We start from the raw sequence: 18,533 nt of genomic DNA, 5'->3' as shown, positions 1-18,533 counted from the left end.
GTTTTATTGTGGATAAAACTTTTGATTATGTTGTAATCGTTCTTTTTTTAATTGGTGTTGCATTATTTGGAATTTTTAAAGGCGGAAAACAAAAAACAGTTGAAGATTATTTTTTGGGTTCAAAAAATATTCCTTGGTGGGCAGTTTGTTTTTCAATTGTTGCCGCAGAAACAAGCACACTTACTTTTATTTCAATTCCCGGTTTAGCTTATTTAACAAATCTGAATTTTTTACAAGTTACTTTTGGATATTTAATAGGAAGAATTATAATTGCAAAATTTTTCCTTCCATCATATTTCAAAGGTGAATTGAATACGGCTTATGCATTTCTCGAAAATAGATTCGGACACAAAACAAGATCATTTTCATCAATTGTTTTTTTGTTTACCAGAACTGCGGCAGATGGCGTTAGACTTTTCGCAACGGCAATTCCATTAAAATTAATGTTAGGAATTGATTACACTTCAGCAATAATTATAATTGCAATTGTTACTTTACTTTACACTATTACTGGCGGAATGAAAGGAATTATTTGGGTTGATGTTTTATTAATGTTTATTTATTTAGGCGGAGCTTTGCTTGCCGGATATTTTTTACTTTTCAAATTTTTACCGGATGGATTTACAACTTTAATTAATTCTGCTCAAGTTGAAAACAAACTTAATATTATTAATCTGAATTTTGGAAATTCGATTTCAGAATTTTTCAATCAGCCTTATACAATATTTAGCGGAATAATCGGCGGCGCATTTTTATCAATGGCTTCACACGGAACAGATCAATTAATTGTGCAAAGATTATTGAGCACAAAAAATTTAAAGCAGGCACAAAAAGCAATCATTGGAAGTGGAATTGTAGTAATTATTCAATTTGTAATTTTCCTTTTAGTTGGCGTAGCTTTATATGCATTTTATGGAAAATTAGAATTAAGATCAGATGAAATTTTCCCAAAATTTATAATTGAAAATATTCCATCGCCATTTTCCGGAATAATTATCGCGGGATTATTTGCTGCGGCAATGTCAACTTTAGCCGGTTCTGTAAGCGCGCTTTCTTCATCCACAATGATGGATCTTTATCAACCTTTTAAGAAAAATAGAAATAAAGAAAACGATTTAAAAGTCTCAAGGATTTTTACAATTTTCTGGACGGTAATGCTAATATTTGCAGCTTTATTTTTTATGAATTCTCCGCAAACAGTTGTTGAACTTGCTTTGAGTATTGCATCATTTACTTATGGCGGATTATTAGGAACTTTTATGTTGGGATTATTTGTTAAAAAAGCCTCGCAAGAAGATGCGCTTGCTGCATTTACCGGAGGAATTTTTATCATGATTACGGTTATTTCATTAAAATTAGCTGCATGGACCTGGTTTACACTTATTGGAGTTACTGCTACCATACTACTTGGAACTTTTTTATCTTACTTAAGTAAAAAATAAATTTTATTCCTACAACAGAATTACATTTATGATTGATCCAAACAGATTAAAGAAAATTGAATTAGTTGTTTTTGACCTTGATGGCACTTTGTTAAATGAATATGCTGAAATTGGAGAGAAATCAATTGAGTTGGTAAATGAATTAAAAAAGTTTGGAGTAAAATTTACTTTTGCAACCGGCAGACTTCATAATTCAATGATTGAATATGCAAAAATTTTAAATCTGCAGACTCCATTAATTTCTTTGGATGGAGCAATTATAAAAAGTTATCCGGCAAATGAAATTATTTTTGAATCATACATAAAACAAAAGTATGTAAAAAAAGCAATTGATATGGCGGATGAATTATTATTAAAAGTTGCGTTAAGTCATGATGAAGCAATTTACTATACCGAACAAAATTCTTTAATACCAAGACTTATGGATAAATACGAAGCTAAGTTTGAAGAAATTGAATCTTATGAAAATTTAATGGATAAAACTTTAGAAATTGTAATTACCGGAGATTATAAAAATTCAATAAAATTAATTGAAAGTAAAATGAAGTTTCCGAGTGCGATTGGTTTGAAAACTTCGTTTTATAAATCACAAGATCAAGACGGAGTTTATTTTTTAGAAATCAGAAATAAAAATTGTTCAAAAGGCGATGGATTATTGAAATTGCTGAAACATCTTAAAATAAATATTAACAATACGGTTGTAATGGGCGATTGGTATAATGATAAATCACTTTTTCAAACTAAAGCATTAAAAGTTGCAATTGCTAACGCAGTTGATGAAATAAAAAAAATGGCGGATTTTATTACATCAAAAACAAATGTAGAAGACGGAACCGCAGAATTTTTAGAAATGATTCTTAGAGCTAAAAATGGTTAAAATATTTAGCAAAGATTCTATTAGCAGAATTAAGAAAAGCAGAAGAATAAGAATATCTATTATCTTAGTTGGAGCTGTTCTAATTGCGCTTATGTTTCCAAGGGGCGAAGCTCTTGAATTCGATGTAGCTGTTGGATCAATATGGATTCAAGATGATTTAATTGCCACTATGCCATTCGAAATATTGAAAGATCCGGAAACTTATCGAATTGAAAAATTGAAAGCTTCGGAAAGTGTTTTACCGGTTTTTGAAATTGATCGAAATATTCAGAAAAGTGTTTCGGATTCAATTATAATATTTAATAAAAGACTTCTTTCAGAAATTGATAAACAAATTGAGCAAAATATTGACGGAAAAAATATTGGTTTTCTGAGCATTGAAAGTTTTAATAAAATTAAGGAAATCAGAAAATACGAAAATTCACTTTCTGTAAGTTATCCAATTACAACTGCAAAATTATTTTCAAATATCATAAATATTACGGAAGAAGTTTATAGAAAAGATTTTTTTAATTTGAATTATAGTGAAATTGAAAAAGATACAATTGCCTTAAGAGACGGAAAATTTGAGAACTTAATTCCTAAAGGAAAAATTTTAGATAGAAATGCAAACGATAGAAGATTAAATAGCTTAATTAGTTCAACTCTTCCGGATGATCCCGCTTTAATGGCAATTTATTTTGAATATTCTCAATACTTTTTTAAACCTTCGGTGAGATTTAGCAAGGAGCTTTCTGAGCTTGAAATAAAAATAGCTCAAGATAGAGTATCAAGAAATGTTGGAATTGTTGAGGAAGATGAACGAATAGTTGCAAAGCACAATAGAATTACTCCAGATATAAAACTTAAAATTGATTCATATAGAATTGCAAGAGGTGAAGAAAGAGGATTTTGGTCAAAACTACTTCAAGGAATTGGAAAAGTTTTACACGTATTGGTAATTATAACTTTATTTAGTGTTTATATTTTCTTATTCAGACCCAAAATTTTTAATGATAATTCTAAAGTATTTTTAATCACAGTAATTATAGTTTTAATAAGTTTCATTGCGTTTCTCATAAATCAAATAAACGTAAATGCTCCAATTGAATTATTAATTTTAGTTCCCGTTGTATCAATGCTTGTAACTATTTTCTTTGATTCGCGCATTGGATTTTATGCAACAATAGTAATAGCATTAATTGTTGGAGGATTGAGAGGCAATGATTATTCTTTAACCGTTATGAATGTAGTAGCCGGCGGTTTAGCGGCATATACAGTTAGAGATATAAAAAATCGAAATCAAATTTTCCGATCGTTCCTATTTATTTTATTAGGTTATATGGTAAGCATTCTTGCTTTTGGATTGGAAAGATTTGCACCTTGGGAAGAAATTGCCGTGCAGATTGGATTTGCGGCTTCTAACGCTTTGTTTAGTCCGGTTTTAACTTACGGATTAATTATTTTCTTTGAAAAATTATTTAAAATTACAACTGACATAACTTTACTTGAGTTAACTGATTTTAATAATCCGCTTTTAAAAGAATTAGCAAGAAATGCACAAGGAACTTTTAATCATTCTTTAACAATGGGAAATATGGTAGAAAGTGCCGCAGCAGAAATTGGAGCAAACCCTTTGCTCGTAAGAGTTGGAGCTTTGTATCATGATATTGGGAAATCACAAAATCCAAGTGCGTTTGTAGAAAATCAAATTGATAATTATAATATTCACGATCAGCTTACCACAGAACAAAGTGCCCAAATGATAATTGAGCATGTCACGCAAGGCGTTACAATGGCTCAAGAATATAATTTACCTCAAGAAATAATTGAATTTATTACTACTCACCATGGAACATTATTGGTTTCTTTTTTCTATGATAAAGCTGCTGAGGAAAAGGGGATTGAAAATGTTGATGTAAACAAATATCGTTATCCGGGACCAAAGCCAACGAAAAAGGAAACTGCTCTATTAATGCTTGCTGATGCTTGCGAATCTGCAGTAAGAGCAATGGCAGAACCAACACCGGAAAAAATTGAAAATATTGTTTCAAATATAATTAGCAGCAGACTAAAAGATGAACAATTGGAAGAATCTCCTTTAACATTTTCTGATTTGACAAAAATTAGAAAATCTTTTTACGCAACTTTGGTGGCTTTACATCATAAAAGAATTCGTTATCCTAAACAAGATGAAATGGAAAACGAAATTAAGGAAGACTCAGATCAGTAATGCAAGAGTTTGTTAAAGAATATTTGTCATTGCTGCGGATTGAAAAAAATCTTTCAGAAAATTCTATTGCTTCATATCGTAATGATTTGACAAAATTAATTATTTTTTTTGAGCAAAAAAATCTTTCGGATTTTAATCAAATTAAAATTAAACACATTACAGAATTTTTTGAACAGCAGAAGAAAGACGGAATAACTTCAACTTCTGTAAGCAGATATTCTTCATCGGTAAAAGGTTTTTTTTTATATTTAAAACAGCAAGGATATGTTGAATCAAATCCTACCTCAAATTTAAATTCAACTAAATTATCAAGAAAACTTCCGGCAGTTTTATCCTTTAATGAAATTGAGAAAATTCTAGATCGACCAAATATTACTGAAAATTTAGGCTTGCGTGATAAATCAATTTTAGAAATTTTATATTCTTCCGGATTAAGAGTTTCAGAAGCAATTAATTTAAAAATTTCAGATTTATTTTTAAGTGATGACGTTATAAGAGTTTTGGGAAAAGGTTCAAAACAAAGAATTGTTCCAATTGGATCAAGCGCAATTAAATGGTTGAAAGAATATTTAACTAAAGTTAGACCAATTCTTCAAAAAAATATGAAGAGTGAAAATTTAGTTTTTTTGAATTCAAAAGGTTCAAAACTTTCTCGTATGTCAATTTGGAAAATTGTAAAAAAATATTGTGATGAAGCCGAAATTAAACGAGAAGTTCATCCTCATACTTTTCGCCATTCGTTTGCAACACATTTATTAGAAGGCGGAGCTGATTTGCGAGCAGTTCAAGAAATGCTGGGGCATTCGGATATTTCAACAACTCAAATTTATACGCACATTGATAGAGAATATGTTAAACAAGTTCATAAAGATTTTCATCCACGAGGTTAAAATTGCCGGAAATTCAAATAAACGAAAAATTAATTTTAATGTTTTACTTCCTTCCAATATTTTTAATTTCGCTAAGCATTCATGAATTTGCTCATGCATTCTCTGCAAACAAATTTGGAGATGATACCGCGAAATTACAAGGTAGATTAACACTTAATCCAATTAAACACATTGATTTAATTGGCAGTATTGTTATGCCGATTTTAGCATTCACATCGGGATTTATGTTAATTGGCTGGGCAAAGCCGGTTCCGGTAAATCGCAGTAAATTAAAAAATCAATTTCGCGATGATGCTATTGTTTCGTTTGCTGGGCCATTATCAAATTTAATTTTGGCAATTGTAACTTACGCAGTTTACATTTTTATCTCTTCATCCCAAATTGAATTAAACAATATTTTATATAATATTTTTCGTCTTACAATAATTTTTAATGTATTTCTTTTCTGTTTTAATTTACTTCCTATTCCGCCGTTGGATGGTTCACATATTTTGTTTGATATTTTTCCAAATAAATACACAGCAAAAATGCTCAACTTAGGAATCTATGGAACGGTATTATTATTTTTATTTATTTACAGTCCGCTTTGGGATATTTTTATGAATGTTGTGAATTGGGTAAACGGATTTTTTAGTATGTAAGAAATATTTTGAGAAGCAACAAACAGTTAGTATTTTTCAAATCTGAAATGTGGTAAAACTAAATTATGAAAATTAGCGGTTTTTCTTTTGTTAAAAATGGAGTTTCACTTTACTACCCAATTGTTGAATCAATAAAATCAATACTGCCAATTGTGGATGAATTTTATATAGCAGTTGGAAAAAGCAGCGAAGGCGATGATACTCGTGAAAGAATTGAGAAAATTGGCGATCCGAAAGTAAAAATTATAGATACAATTTGGGAAGAAAAATATTTTAAGAAAGGAATTATAAATTCAATTCAGACAGATATTGCAATGAAAAAATGTATTGGAGACTGGCTTTTTTATTTGCAAGCGGATGAAGTAATTCATGAAAAATATTTATCAAACATAAAAAATAGGTGCGAGGAATTACTTGAGGATAAAGAAGTTGAGGGATTACTTTTTAGATATAAACATTTTTGGGGTGATTATCATCATTATCATAATGGTCATGGCTGGTATCCGAATGAAATTAGAATTGTAAGAAATTTACCGGATATTCATTCGTGGCAAAGCGCACAATCGTTTAGGAAATTTGAATTTTATGATAATCCGCGACAAGAAAACGGACATACAAAATTAAAAGTAGCAAAAGTCGATGCAGAGGTTTATCATTACGGCTGGGTTCGTCCTCCTCATTTAATGCAGAATAAAAAAAGAGCTTTAGATTCGGTACATTGGGGATTAAACCGCGCGAAAGATTTTTATGAAAAAGCTCCCAAAGAATTTGATTACGGTCCACTAAATTTACTTGCAGAATTTAAAGATTCGCATCCGGAAGTTATGAAAGAAATGATAAGTAATTTTAATTGGAAAAGTAAATTGCAATTTTTCGGGAAACCCAATAAATATAGAGAGCTGCATAAACACGAAACTTTAAAATATAGAGCAATTTCATACATTGAAAAAATATTAAATAGCGGAAATTCAATTGGCGGATTTAAAAATTATATTCTTTTGGATAAGTAAAAATTAAATGAATGTTCTTATCATTGCATACAATTTCCCTCCAGAAGGCGGACCGGCAGTTCAGCGAATTTCAAAATTTGTGAAATATTTAATTCAATTAAATGCAAAAGTATTTGTTCTTACAGCAGCAAAAAAAAATAAAATTATTGACAACTCACTTTTTATTGATATTGAAAAAAGCGAAATTTATAAAAGTTATGATTTGGGAGATTATGTTAGCGGAGATCTTAAAAAAATATTTAAAAATTTTTTTACTCCTGATAAATCTGCATTGTGGAAATATACTGCTGTTAAAAAAGGATTAAAAATAATTAAAGAACAAAATATAGAATTAATTTTTTCTACATCACCGCCGCACTCAACTCAAATTATTGCTGAACAAATTTCTTTGAAATCTGGAATTAAATGGGTGGCGGATTTTCGCGATGAATGGGTGGACAATTCATTATTTCACAAAGCAAAATTAAAAGATCTAGATAAAATTTTTGAAAAACGAATTCTAGAAAATTGCACGCACATTACAACAATCACAAATAAAGCAAAACAAAATTTTTCTCAACGAATTTCTTCGGAAAAAATTACCGTAATTCGAAATGGTTATGACGAAGATGATTTTAAAAATTTGAATTTTAATAAATCTTTAATAAATTCAAATATTTTAAATATTTCATACGCAGGAAGACTTAATGAACTTCATTCTCCAAATAGCTTTTTTAAATCTCTTTCAATTTTAATTAAAAGTAATAAAATTAATTCCAAAAAAATTTCCGTAACATTTATTGGCGGTTCCGGTAATGAAAAATGGCTAAAAGATTATCCGGAATTAAATGAAATTATAAAATTTGTATCATATCTTCCACATGATAAAATGCTGTTAAAATTAAATGAAGCTGATGTACTTTTATTGTTTGCAACTAATATGAATATTACAGAATTGTTTCCGGCAAAAATGTTTGAATATTTTAGATTAAGAAAAAGTGTTTTTGCAATTATTTCTTCTGAAGGAGAACTAAGCGAAACACTAATAGAATACGGTAATTCTTATATTGCGATTGATTCAAACTTGGAAGAAATCCAAAATAGCATTTTAAAAATTCTTGCTAATTTTGAGAATAATAATTTGGTAAAATCAAATAATCAAAAATTTATTCAATCATTTGAAAGAAAGAAGCAAGCAGAACAACTTTATAATTTATTCCAGAATATCTTGAAGGATTAAAATGAGCGATTATTCAATTTATGAAAATGAAAAACTTTATAATATTTGGATTGCAAATAAAAATACCAAATTGTATAAAAATGAAATGTTGAGGAATAATCAACTTTTTGAAATTATTAAAAAACAAAATGGCGTTAAAAATATTATTGATATTGGATGTGGAACCGGATACTTAGATTATTTACTTTCTAAAAACGGAAAAGAAATTACAGCAGTAGATTTATCAAAAAATAGTTTAGATATGTTTAAAGAAATTGCAAATCAATTTACAATAACTCAAGTTCACGAGAATTTGTTTAACATAAATTTGAAAAATTTTGATATGGTAATTTCTCAAGAAGTTTTGGAACATATTGAAGATTATGAATCGGCAATTGCAAAGATGAATTTATTTATAAGGGAAGATGGCATTGGATTATTTTGTGTTCCGTACAACGAAAATTTAAATGCAAAAATGATTGATGATCCATTAACGGGAAATAGAATTCACAAAGTTGGACATTTGCATAGTTTTACAAAGGAAAAATTAGAAAGAAGTGTTGAAAAATCCGGCTTCAAATTGGTTGAAACATTTTTAATTGTAAATAAAAGATCAAATAAACTCTTTTCAAATTTTAAAATTCCAATAAATAATTTTACTCTTTTTATTGATAAAATTATGAATTTACTTTTTCCCTATAAAGCTGCATATCTTGCAGTGTTGTGTAAAAAATAAAAATGAAAATTGCTTATGTACATACTGGGAAATGGCCTTCCAACTCACCGAGTTTTACCTTTGTAACAAATAATGCAATCGCACTTGCACAAGAATTTGACGAATGTTTTTTGTTTGTAAAAAATAATTCTGAAAAAACATCAGATGAAATTATTTCACAAGAATTTGATTTAACAATTCCTAAAAATTTATTTATTGAAAGAATTAATTATTCATGGATTTTTAATTCTAATATTTTTTACTATAAAATAATTTTTAACAAATTGAAAATTCTGATTGAGCAAAATAGAATTGATGTTGTAATTTCGCGGAATCCAACTTTTCTAAAATATTTAATGAAGATTAAATTAAAATACAATGTAAAAGTTTTTTTTGAATCACATGATTTTTATGCGGATACAAAATTGCGTGAGGACATAAATAAAAAAAAGAAAAAGAAAATTGAAAAAATTGAAAACAAATATATCCCTCAAATTGATGGAGTAATCTGTCTTCAGAATTCGCAGAAAGAATTGTACGAAAATAAATTTCCAAACACCAAAATCCATCTTGCACGAACTGGTCTTCAAAATTTAGAAAATATAAATCAAGAGAAAAAATATATAACTTATATCGGCTCGCTGGATAAGCACAAAGGAGTTATTCAATTAATTAAGGCTGCGTCTTTAGCTAAATCAAAACCATATTTATTAATAATAGGCGGAAAAACAAAATCTGAAATTGACGCAATTCAAAATTTTGCTGATGAAAATTATGATTCATCCTTGGTTAAAATAACCGGATGGATTAATAAAATTGAATTAAAGGAATATTTAAAGAAAACTGCAATCGGAATAGTTCCGTTGGAAAAAACTTTTTTTAATAAATATTTAACATCGCCCTTAAAATTATTTGATTATTATAGTTTTTGCATTCCAGTAATTGCAAGCGATTTACCAACTACTCGCGAATTAATTGTAGAAAATAAAACCGGATTATTTTTTCGAAATGGAAACATAAATGAACTTGCGGATAGAATAGATGAATTAATTCTAAATCCAAACAGAATTGATGAAATGCGGAATGAAATATTTATTTATGCAAAAAAATATTTGTGGATAAATCGCGCAAAGGAATTAAGAAAAATCTTTAATTTTAATAGCAATTAAATTTTGAATTATGTCAAAAAGAGAAAATAAAATATCCGCAACAATTATTACAAATAATGAAGAAGCAAACATTGAACGATGTTTAAAATCATTATTATGGGTTGATGAAATTATTGTTGTTGATTCTTTCTCAACTGACGGAACAATTGAAATTTGCAAAAAATATAATTGCAAAATATTTCAAACCGAATGGAAAGGTTTTGGCATAACTAAAAAATTTGCCGTAGATAATTCTTCCAATGATTGGATACTTTCGATTGATTCCGACGAAGTTGTAACTGATGAGCTTAAAAAAAAAATTGAGAATATTTTAGTAAACCCAATGTTTAACGGCTACAACATTAAACGAAAATCATATTATCTTGGAAAGGAAATTAATTATTGCGGTTGGGATAAAGATTTTCCATCAAGATTATTCAATAGAAATTTTGGAAATTTTAATGACAATTTAGTTCATGAATCAGTTGTTTTAAATGGTGAGAAAACAAAAATATATGAACCGCTGCTTCATTATACTTATCCTACATTGAGTTTGCACATTTCTAAAATGAACCGATATTCGGATTTGGCAATTGAAAATATTTCTGAAGAGAAAAAATATTCAATAATAAGTTCGATATTTTTTGGTATTAATAAATTCATGAAAATGTATTTTTTACAAAAAGGTTTTCTTGATGGAAAAATTGGTTTTTTGTTAAGTCTGCATTCAGCAATTGGAGTTTACCTAAAGTATATTAAAGTTTGGCAAAAGCATAATGAATATTCTTCACGTTGATACCGAGAAATATTGGCGAGGCGGGCAGCAGCAAGTTTTATACCTTCACGAAGGTTTAATTAAACAAGGAATATCATCGTTATTAATTTGTAATAAAAATTCTGAAATAAAGAATCGCTGCATAGAAAAAAATCTTCCCTTTATTGAAATAAACATTTTAGGTGAACTTGATTTATTTTCTGCATACAAAATTTCAAAACTATGCAAAGCTAATACAATTGATATAATTCAAGCCCATTCGGCACATGCTCTAACTATTGCAATTATTGCTAAATTATTTTATTCAAAATTAAAACTAATTGCAGTTAGAAGAGTTGATTTTCATATTAGAAAAAATATTTTAAGTAAATTAAAATATTCAAATAAAAAGGTCGATAAGATTGTTTGCATATCTGAATTTATAAAGAAAGTTTTAATGGAAGATGGAATAGATGAAAATAAGCTATTATCAATTAGAAGTGGAACAGACGTAAATAAATTTGATAATATTTCAGTTGATGATAAATTAATGAAAACTTTGAAAAATAATTCTGATACATTTTTAATCGGCACAGTTGCAGCTTTTGCGGGACATAAAGATTATCCTAATTTATTAAAAGCATTTAAAATTGTTAAAGCAAAATATGAAAATGCAAAATTATGTATTGTTGGCGATGGTCCATTAAAGAATGAAATTGAAAATATTGCCAGAAAATTAAATATTTATTATGATATTTATTTTGTGGGATTTCAAAACGATATTGGAATGTATTTAAAAATTTTTGATTTATTTGTATTGTCATCAAAAAAAGAAGGATTGGGGACCTCAATTATTGATGCTATGTCTATTGGGCTTACGATTGTTGCAACAAATACCGGAGGAATTCCGGAGTTAATTAAAAATTATCATAACGGAATTTTAGTTGAACCAAAAAATCCAAATGATTTATCAAAAGCAATTATTGAACTAATTGAGAATAAGGTACTTAGAAAATTAGTTTCTGAAAATGCAAAGAAAGATTCCGTAAATTATTCTATCGATAAAAATATTGAGCAATACAAGAAACTTTATAACGATTTATTATTGAAATAAAAATGCCAGAATTATTATTAAATGAGATTGAAAAAAAATCAATTAAAAAAATCCTCGTAATTCAAACTGCATTTATTGGTGATGCAATTTTAAGTACTCCAATTTTAAGAGCAATAAAAGATATTTATCCAAACTCAATTCTTGACATTTTGGTAATTCCACAGACAAGCAATTTGTTTAGGTATAATCCGCATGTAAATAACATAATAGAATTTGATAAGAAAAAATTTACATCGAGAATTATTTCTTTCATTAAAATTTCATACAAATTGTATATTGAAAAATATGATGCGGCAATATCGGTTCAAAGCTCTTTAACCTCTTCAATATTGATGCTGATTGGAAAAATAAAAATTAGAATTGGATATCCTCGACAAAAATTACTCACACATACAATTAAATTAGTCAAAGGTTTACATTTGCGTAAACGCGTGTTGCGATTGTTGGAACCTTTTGGTTATAAATCCTTGAATGATGATACAGAATTATTTTATAGTGAAAAGGAAGAAGTAAAGATTAATTCCATTTTAAATAATTCAATGAGTAGATTCAAAATAGGAATTGCACCCAGTTCTGCACAATTTACAAAACAATGGCCGAAAGAATATTTTAAAGAACTTTTAAAATTAATGAATGACGATGATATTGAAATTTATTTAATCGGCGGAAAAGAAGATAAAATTCTTTGCAATGAAATTGTTGAAATTAATAAAATGAAAATTCATAATTTAGCCGGAGAGCTTTCATTGCTTGATTCGGCGGCACTAATTATAAATCTAAATTTACTTTTATCAAATGACAGTGCACCGATGCATATTGCAAATGCTGTTAAGACTGATGTAATTGCTATATTTGGTCCAACAGTAAAAGAATTTGGATTTTATCCATATAGAGGAAATGATAAAATATTAGAGATTGATTTAGATTGCCGTCCATGTGGGAAACACGGCGGAAGTAAATGTCCGCTTGGTCATTTTAAATGTATGCTGGATTTAAAACCGGATTATGTTTATCAAGAAATAAAACAAAAATTATTTAATAATGATAAATTTAGAACAAATTGATTTTAACAAAATAGTATTTCTTACTGGGAAAAATAATTTTTTTGGTCAAACCAGAAAACCTTGGGTTAGTATGGTTACAAAAAATATTATTACTCAATTAAATAAAAATGGTTTTAAGGTTGAAAGCTATGAATTTCAGCAAGTTATAAATAAAAATATTGGAATTGAAAATTCAATAATATTTTACACTTTTAGTCAAAATGAAAATGTAAGAGATTATATAAAAGATTTAATTCAACATTTAAGTTATTTTAATAATCTGATAATTCCTTCCTACCAATTGCTTTTGTGCCATGAAAACAAAGGCTATCAAGAACTTTTGCGAAAACAGTTAAATGTTGATTCTCTCAAGAGTTTTTATTTCAATGATAAATCACAAGTTGAATTTTCCGATTTATTTTTTCCGATTGTATTGAAACATGTGAATGGCTCAAATGGAAAAAATGTTTTCCTTGTAAATAATAAAGATGAGTTAGTGAGTAAACTTAGCAAGTTTGAAAAAATTGGATTGTTCACTAAAATAGATTTGCTCAGAAGAAAATATTTTAGAAAAAAGAAAAGTTACAAACTATACCCAAATTATAATAACAAAGTTGATTATTACGAATACAAAGATTACGTAACTAAAAGGGATAATTTTATTCTGCAAGAATTTGTCCCAAACTTAAAAGCAGATTACAGAATTTTAGTTATTTACGATAAATATTATATTACTAAAAGACATAATAGAGATAACGATTTTAGAGCAAGTGGTGCAAAAAAATTTGATTTTAATTTTGATGTTGATGTTCAACTTTTAAATTATGCAAAATCATTTTATGATAAATTTGACACGCCGTTTTTATCAATAGATATTTGTGAATCGCAAAATCAATTTTATACTTTTGAATTTCAAGCACTACATTTTGGTTTAAATGTTTTTATACTTTCGGAAGGTTTTTATCAAAATCAAAATGATGAATGGAAATTTATAAAAAGTAAAAATACTATTGAAAATGAAATTGCTTACGGATTAACAAAATTTATTCATTCAAAAAAAGAAAATTAAGCAATGGTATTTTCAGAAATATTATTAAAAATTCCTTATACAATTGCTTGGTATCTCACAAATTCTAGAATTAATCCTTTCCCAATTGTTTTTTATTGTACAGATTTTATTGATTACGAAATATTCGAACCAATTCTAAATGAATTTGAAGAAATTACTATAGTTTCAAAAAACAGAAATGTGCAAGAAAAACTTTTTGAACATGGCGTTTCGTCAATACTATGGCCGGTTTACCCCAAAGTTGTATTTATGGCGAGACATTCTTTACATATGTTTCCCGCGAAAAAAATAATTAAAATTGGAATGCGACACGGAGCTTATAATTTTAAAAGTTTTATTAGCAAAAAGAAATACAATAAATTTGATTTGTATTTTTTCACATCGCAAAATGAGTTGAATGAAGCAAAAGAGATTGGAATTACAATTGGCGATGTTGGCGGATTTCCTAAAATTGATGTTTTGCATAATGGACAAATTTCATTTGACGAATTAGAAAATCTAAAAGTAAAATTAAAATTTAATAATGGTAAACCAATTATTTTGTTTTCGGCAACTTGGAATAAATCGGAATTATCTGCAATTACAAAATGGTATGATAAATTAAGATTATTAACAAATGATTACAATATTTTGGTAACTGCTCATTCATTTACAGAAAAAAACATTATTGAAAAAATTAAATCAGAGGATAATATTTATTTTATTGAAAATGAAAAAGCTGCTCCTTATTTATTACTTGCAGATATTTTAATTGGCGATTCTTCTTCAATTATTGCCGAATTCTGCACACTTGATAAGCCAATAATTACTTTTAGAATTGAAGAAAAAGGTCGATTAAATTTGAAAATTATTAATATGTTGGATGAAATTTCATTTAGAGTAAATTCTTTTGAAGAATTAATAAATATTTTACCAAATTCATTAAAAAATAAAAATCTTCTTTCTGAAAAAAGAAAACATCATTCAAAAATTATGATTGATAATTTTAATGGAAATGCCACAAAAATTATGTCAGAAAAAATTAAATTATTTTTAGCCAAGAAAGGAATTTCGATAAAATAGTTTTTATTTCATCTATTTGTTTACCTATTCAGCTTTGCCTATTTTTACATATCACACACTAAGACGTAAATAAATTTGAATACATATAGAAGAATTTTAGCTTTTGTTATTCCTTTTTGGAAACATTTAATATTAGCAATTTTATTTACATTTCTTTATTCTTTGATGCACGGAGCTTCAGTATATTTGTCAATTCCTTTGCTTGATACACTTTTTAACCAATCCGGAAATGTTGAAAAAACTTCTTCTGTAAAACAAAATCTTCAAAATAGTTTTACGCCGCAATTTATTATAGATTTTATAAATTCAATTTCTGATTCATTTCACAACTTTATTTTTATGGGTGATACAACAGAAATACTTTTCAAAATTTGTATTCTAATTGTAATAACTTTTTTTGCTAAAGGAATTTTTGATTATTTGCAAGATTACTATTTATCATATGTACAGCAGGGTACAATTAAAAAAATTAGAGATGCGGCTTATGTACACTTGCACAAATTACCAATGAGTTATTTTAAAAATGAACGCACCGGAGATTTAATTTCAAGAATTACAAATGATGTTAATGTTGTTCAGCATAGTTTTTCAATTTTTTTCTTAAGTCTTTTTAGAGAACCAGTTACAATTATAGTTTTTATGGGAATTGCTATTTCGATTAGCTGGAAACTGTTTTTGGTATCACTATTTATTCTGCCTATTTCCGGAGCTGTAATTGGAACAATTGGAGTTAAATTAAGAAGACAAACCAAAATGCTTCAGAAAGAAATGGGAAACATTACTTCTATTTTACAAGAATCAATTACGGGTGTAAAAATTGTAAAAGCATTTGGAATGGAAGATTATGAAAACAGTAAATTCATGAACTTCACTAGAACTTATTTTAAATTAGCTCTTAAGAAAATTAGAATACAATCGATATCGTCTCCAAGTACTGAATTTATTGCGGTTTTGGTTGGTGTTGTAATTATTTATTATGGTGGAATTTTAGTATTGGTTGATCAAACAATGAAAGCAAGTGAATTTTTAGGATTCTTGTTAGCAGTTTTCCAAATGATTCCTCCGATGAAAACATTAGCAACCGTAAATAATAGAATTCAAGAAGCAATTGCCGCCGGTGATAGAATTTTTGAAGTTATTGATACTGAACCAAAAATTAAAAATGTTGCAAACCCAATAACCATCGATGGATTTAAAGAAAGTTTAGAATTCCAAAATGTAACTTTTAAATATGATGATTCTGATGAAATTGTTTTGGATAACATTTCACTCAAAGTTAATAAAGGAGAAATAATTGCACTCGTTGGTGGAAGCGGTGCCGGTAAAACAACTTTTGTAGATTTAATACCAAGATTTTATGATCCTACTTCCGGCAAAATTATAATTGATGGAATTAATACAAAAGAAATTTCTCTTGAAAGTTTAAGAAAATTAATGGGAATTGTAACTCAAGAAACAGTTTTATTTAATGAATCGATTAAGAAAAATATTGCATATGGTTTAAAAGATTATCCTCTTGAAAAAATAATTGAAGTATCAAAAATTGCTAATGCCCATAATTTTATTGAGGAAATACCAAATAAATATGAAACTGTAATTGGCGAGCATGGAACAAAAATTTCCGGTGGTCAGCGACAAAGGTTATCAATTGCGCGCGCACTTTTAAAAAATCCGCCAATAATGATTTTTGATGAAGCTACATCGGCTCTTGATAATGAGTCCGAAATGTTGGTTCAAGAAGCTATTGAAAGACTTATGGCTGAACGTACAACTTTTGTTATAGCACATAGATTGAGTACAATTAGAAATGCAAATAGAATTTTAGTTTTAGATAAAGGAAAAATAGTTCAGCAAGGAAATCATCAAGAATTGTTAAATGATGAAAAAGGTTTGTACAGAAAATTGTATGAATTACAATTTAGAAATTTAGAATAAAATTATTTACTCAAACAATTAAAGAAGTAATAAGATGATTGTTGGAATAACACCAAATTATCAGAAAAAAGAAATATTACAATTCTTAAAAGAATTTATACAAAAACTTTCTGAAGCGGAAATACAATTTGTTTTAAGTAATTCTGTGTTAAAAGCGGAAAATGAATTAGAAATTAATTGGAATAATTTTACATTATTTAGCGACGAAGAATTATCAAAAAATTGTGATGTTGTAATTTCAATCGGCGGCGATGGAACATTGCTGCACACTGCTTATCATTCAAGATTTACACAAACTCCTTTGGTTGGTGTTAATTTTGGCAAACTCGGATTTCTCACTGAATATGATACCGATAGAATTGATGATCTGATTACAAATTTGCAAAAGGGAAATTTAATAATTGAAAAGCGAAACACACTTCAAGGTAAATGTTTATCGGAAGAAAGTGACAGTTTATATGCAATAAATGATATTGTAATTGATCGCGGTAAATATCCAAAGATGATTGAAATAACAATTGAAATTGATAATGAACACGTTAGTACATTTTCCGCAGATGGAATTATTATTGCAACGCCAACCGGATCAACCGGATATTCTTTATCTACCGGCGGACCAATTGTAAATCCGCAAACAAAAGCAATTACGCTTAGCCCAATTTCTCCGCATACTTTAACAATGCGTCCGCTTGTAATTTCGAGCAATCAAAAAGTTGTAATAAAATCTTTTTCACCATTTCAAAATGTGCAAGTAATTTGTGATGGACAAAGAGTAAGTTATTTAAAACCAACGGCAGTATTGGAAATTACAAAAAGTGAATACGATTTAAATTTAGTTCACAGTTTGCAAAAACATTATTTTGAAATCCTCAGAAAAAAACTTTACTGGGGAATTGATATCAGAAATACAAAATGTTAACGGAAATTTTATGAAAATAATTTTTTTCTTTTTTATTGCTATTTCATTGTTTGCGCAAAATTATAAATTAGTTGAAGATGCAAAAACTCAAAAATTAATGTTAGTTGGAGTTTCAACAAAAGAAGCTTTCAAAGATTCAAATTTTGCTATTTGGTTTGATATTGAATATAAAAATTATAAAGTAGATACGAATTTAATTAGTGAGTATAAATCAAAATTAGTTAATACGAAAATTAAAATTGTTTTGGGAACTTGGTGCAGCGATAGTAGAAGGGAAGTTCCAAGATTCTTAAAAATCCTTGATTCTATTGGCTTTTGTGACGATAATCTTACAATTATAAATGTTGATAGAACAAAAAATGGTTTATCAAACGAAACAGAAAATTTGGAAATAGAATTAGTTCCGACATTTATTATTTATGAAGATGATGAAGAAATCGGAAGAATTATAGAAACACCGAATGAAACTTTAGAAAAAGACTTAGTTGAAATTGTTGAATAAAT

The 18,533-nt window shown here is 27.9% G+C and carries 17 protein-coding genes; all 17 read left to right on the top strand.

Going from position 1 to position 18,533, the window contains the following annotated elements; translation table 11 throughout:
* Positions 1–5: 5 nt before the first annotated feature.
* The 17 genes from IPH62_02285 (at position 6) to IPH62_02205 (ending at position 18,531) form a co-directional block, all read left to right on the top strand.
* The gene (locus IPH62_02285) at positions 6–1,442 is read left to right on the top strand and encodes a sodium/solute symporter (protein ID MBK7104095.1); all 1,437 of its coding nucleotides are present in this window, start codon (positions 6–8) and stop codon (positions 1,440–1,442) included.
* A gap of 28 nt (positions 1,443–1,470) precedes the next feature.
* On the top strand, positions 1,471–2,319 hold the full coding sequence (locus tag IPH62_02280) for an HAD family hydrolase (GenBank protein MBK7104094.1): 849 nt from the start codon (positions 1,471–1,473) through the stop codon (positions 2,317–2,319).
* The gene (locus tag IPH62_02275; GenBank protein MBK7104093.1) at positions 2,312–4,531 is read left to right on the top strand and encodes an HDIG domain-containing protein; all 2,220 of its coding nucleotides are present in this window, start codon (positions 2,312–2,314) and stop codon (positions 4,529–4,531) included. Before IPH62_02280 ends, IPH62_02275 begins: the two co-directional genes overlap by 8 nt.
* Positions 4,531–5,421, top strand: coding sequence for a site-specific tyrosine recombinase XerD (gene xerD / locus IPH62_02270; GenBank protein MBK7104092.1), 891 nt, complete (start codon positions 4,531–4,533; stop codon positions 5,419–5,421). The genes IPH62_02275 and xerD overlap by 1 nt, the downstream gene beginning before the upstream one ends.
* A gap of 2 nt (positions 5,422–5,423) precedes the next feature.
* A complete protein-coding gene (locus IPH62_02265) occupies positions 5,424–6,062 on the top strand; it encodes a site-2 protease family protein (protein ID MBK7104091.1) in 639 nt (212 codons plus the stop codon).
* Between the two features lie 65 nt (positions 6,063–6,127).
* Positions 6,128–7,072 (top strand): hypothetical protein, encoded by a 945-nt coding sequence (locus tag IPH62_02260; GenBank protein MBK7104090.1) that lies wholly within the window; start codon positions 6,128–6,130, stop codon positions 7,070–7,072.
* A 7-nt stretch (positions 7,073–7,079) separates the two neighbouring features.
* On the top strand, positions 7,080–8,291 hold the full coding sequence (locus tag IPH62_02255; protein ID MBK7104089.1) for a glycosyltransferase: 1,212 nt from the start codon (positions 7,080–7,082) through the stop codon (positions 8,289–8,291).
* Between the two features lies 1 nt (position 8,292).
* Positions 8,293–9,006, top strand: coding sequence for a class I SAM-dependent methyltransferase (locus IPH62_02250; GenBank protein MBK7104088.1), 714 nt, complete (start codon positions 8,293–8,295; stop codon positions 9,004–9,006).
* A gap of 2 nt (positions 9,007–9,008) precedes the next feature.
* Positions 9,009–10,154 carry a glycosyltransferase gene (locus IPH62_02245; protein MBK7104087.1) on the top strand — a complete coding sequence of 382 codons (1,146 nt, stop codon included), beginning with the start codon at positions 9,009–9,011 and terminating at the stop codon, positions 10,152–10,154.
* 10 nt (positions 10,155–10,164) lie between these two features.
* On the top strand, positions 10,165–10,929 hold the full coding sequence (locus tag IPH62_02240; protein ID MBK7104086.1) for a glycosyltransferase family 2 protein: 765 nt from the start codon (positions 10,165–10,167) through the stop codon (positions 10,927–10,929).
* On the top strand, positions 10,910–12,001 hold the full coding sequence (locus IPH62_02235; protein ID MBK7104085.1) for a glycosyltransferase family 4 protein: 1,092 nt from the start codon (positions 10,910–10,912) through the stop codon (positions 11,999–12,001). Before IPH62_02240 ends, IPH62_02235 begins: the two co-directional genes overlap by 20 nt.
* A 2-nt stretch (positions 12,002–12,003) precedes the next feature.
* Complete coding sequence (waaF, locus tag IPH62_02230; GenBank protein MBK7104084.1) at positions 12,004–13,065, top strand: lipopolysaccharide heptosyltransferase II; 1,062 nt, start codon at positions 12,004–12,006, stop codon at positions 13,063–13,065.
* Complete coding sequence (locus tag IPH62_02225; protein ID MBK7104083.1) at positions 13,043–14,113, top strand: hypothetical protein; 1,071 nt, start codon at positions 13,043–13,045, stop codon at positions 14,111–14,113. Before waaF ends, IPH62_02225 begins: the two co-directional genes overlap by 23 nt.
* A 3-nt stretch (positions 14,114–14,116) precedes the next feature.
* Positions 14,117–15,175 carry a CDP-glycerol glycerophosphotransferase family protein gene (locus IPH62_02220; protein MBK7104082.1) on the top strand — a complete coding sequence of 353 codons (1,059 nt, stop codon included), beginning with the start codon at positions 14,117–14,119 and terminating at the stop codon, positions 15,173–15,175.
* Between the two features lie 75 nt (positions 15,176–15,250).
* A complete protein-coding gene (locus tag IPH62_02215; protein ID MBK7104081.1) occupies positions 15,251–17,110 on the top strand; it encodes an ABC transporter ATP-binding protein in 1,860 nt (619 codons plus the stop codon).
* Between the two features lie 34 nt (positions 17,111–17,144).
* Positions 17,145–18,029, top strand: a complete 885-nt coding sequence (locus IPH62_02210; GenBank protein MBK7104080.1) for an NAD(+)/NADH kinase — start codon at positions 17,145–17,147, stop codon at positions 18,027–18,029.
* A 10-nt stretch (positions 18,030–18,039) separates the two neighbouring features.
* Positions 18,040–18,531 (top strand): thioredoxin family protein, encoded by a 492-nt coding sequence (locus IPH62_02205; protein MBK7104079.1) that lies wholly within the window; start codon positions 18,040–18,042, stop codon positions 18,529–18,531.
* Positions 18,532–18,533: the final 2 nt, after the last annotated feature.

Source organism: Ignavibacteriota bacterium, from assembly GCA_016708125.1.
Lineage (GTDB): Bacteria > Bacteroidota > Ignavibacteria > Ignavibacteriales > Melioribacteraceae.
Note: the sequence above shows the minus strand (reverse complement) of the source record. Positions and strands in the feature narration are given on the sequence as shown.

Coding starts and splice junctions, on each gene's coding strand:
- IPH62_02280 (MBK7104094.1), top strand. CDS start 1,471: ATGATTGATCCAAACAGATTAAAGAAAATTGAATTAGTTGTTTTTGAC.
- IPH62_02275 (MBK7104093.1), top strand. CDS start 2,312: ATGGTTAAAATATTTAGCAAAGATTCTATTAGCAGAATTAAGAAAAGC.
- xerD (MBK7104092.1), top strand. CDS start 4,531: ATGCAAGAGTTTGTTAAAGAATATTTGTCATTGCTGCGGATTGAAAAA.
- IPH62_02260 (MBK7104090.1), top strand. CDS start 6,128: ATGAAAATTAGCGGTTTTTCTTTTGTTAAAAATGGAGTTTCACTTTAC.
- IPH62_02255 (MBK7104089.1), top strand. CDS start 7,080: ATGAATGTTCTTATCATTGCATACAATTTCCCTCCAGAAGGCGGACCG.
- IPH62_02250 (MBK7104088.1), top strand. CDS start 8,293: ATGAGCGATTATTCAATTTATGAAAATGAAAAACTTTATAATATTTGG.
- IPH62_02245 (MBK7104087.1), top strand. CDS start 9,009: ATGAAAATTGCTTATGTACATACTGGGAAATGGCCTTCCAACTCACCG.
- IPH62_02240 (MBK7104086.1), top strand. CDS start 10,165: ATGTCAAAAAGAGAAAATAAAATATCCGCAACAATTATTACAAATAAT.
- IPH62_02235 (MBK7104085.1), top strand. CDS start 10,910: ATGAATATTCTTCACGTTGATACCGAGAAATATTGGCGAGGCGGGCAG.
- waaF (MBK7104084.1), top strand. CDS start 12,004: ATGCCAGAATTATTATTAAATGAGATTGAAAAAAAATCAATTAAAAAA.
- IPH62_02225 (MBK7104083.1), top strand. CDS start 13,043: ATGATAAATTTAGAACAAATTGATTTTAACAAAATAGTATTTCTTACT.
- IPH62_02220 (MBK7104082.1), top strand. CDS start 14,117: ATGGTATTTTCAGAAATATTATTAAAAATTCCTTATACAATTGCTTGG.
- IPH62_02210 (MBK7104080.1), top strand. CDS start 17,145: ATGATTGTTGGAATAACACCAAATTATCAGAAAAAAGAAATATTACAA.
- IPH62_02205 (MBK7104079.1), top strand. CDS start 18,040: ATGAAAATAATTTTTTTCTTTTTTATTGCTATTTCATTGTTTGCGCAA.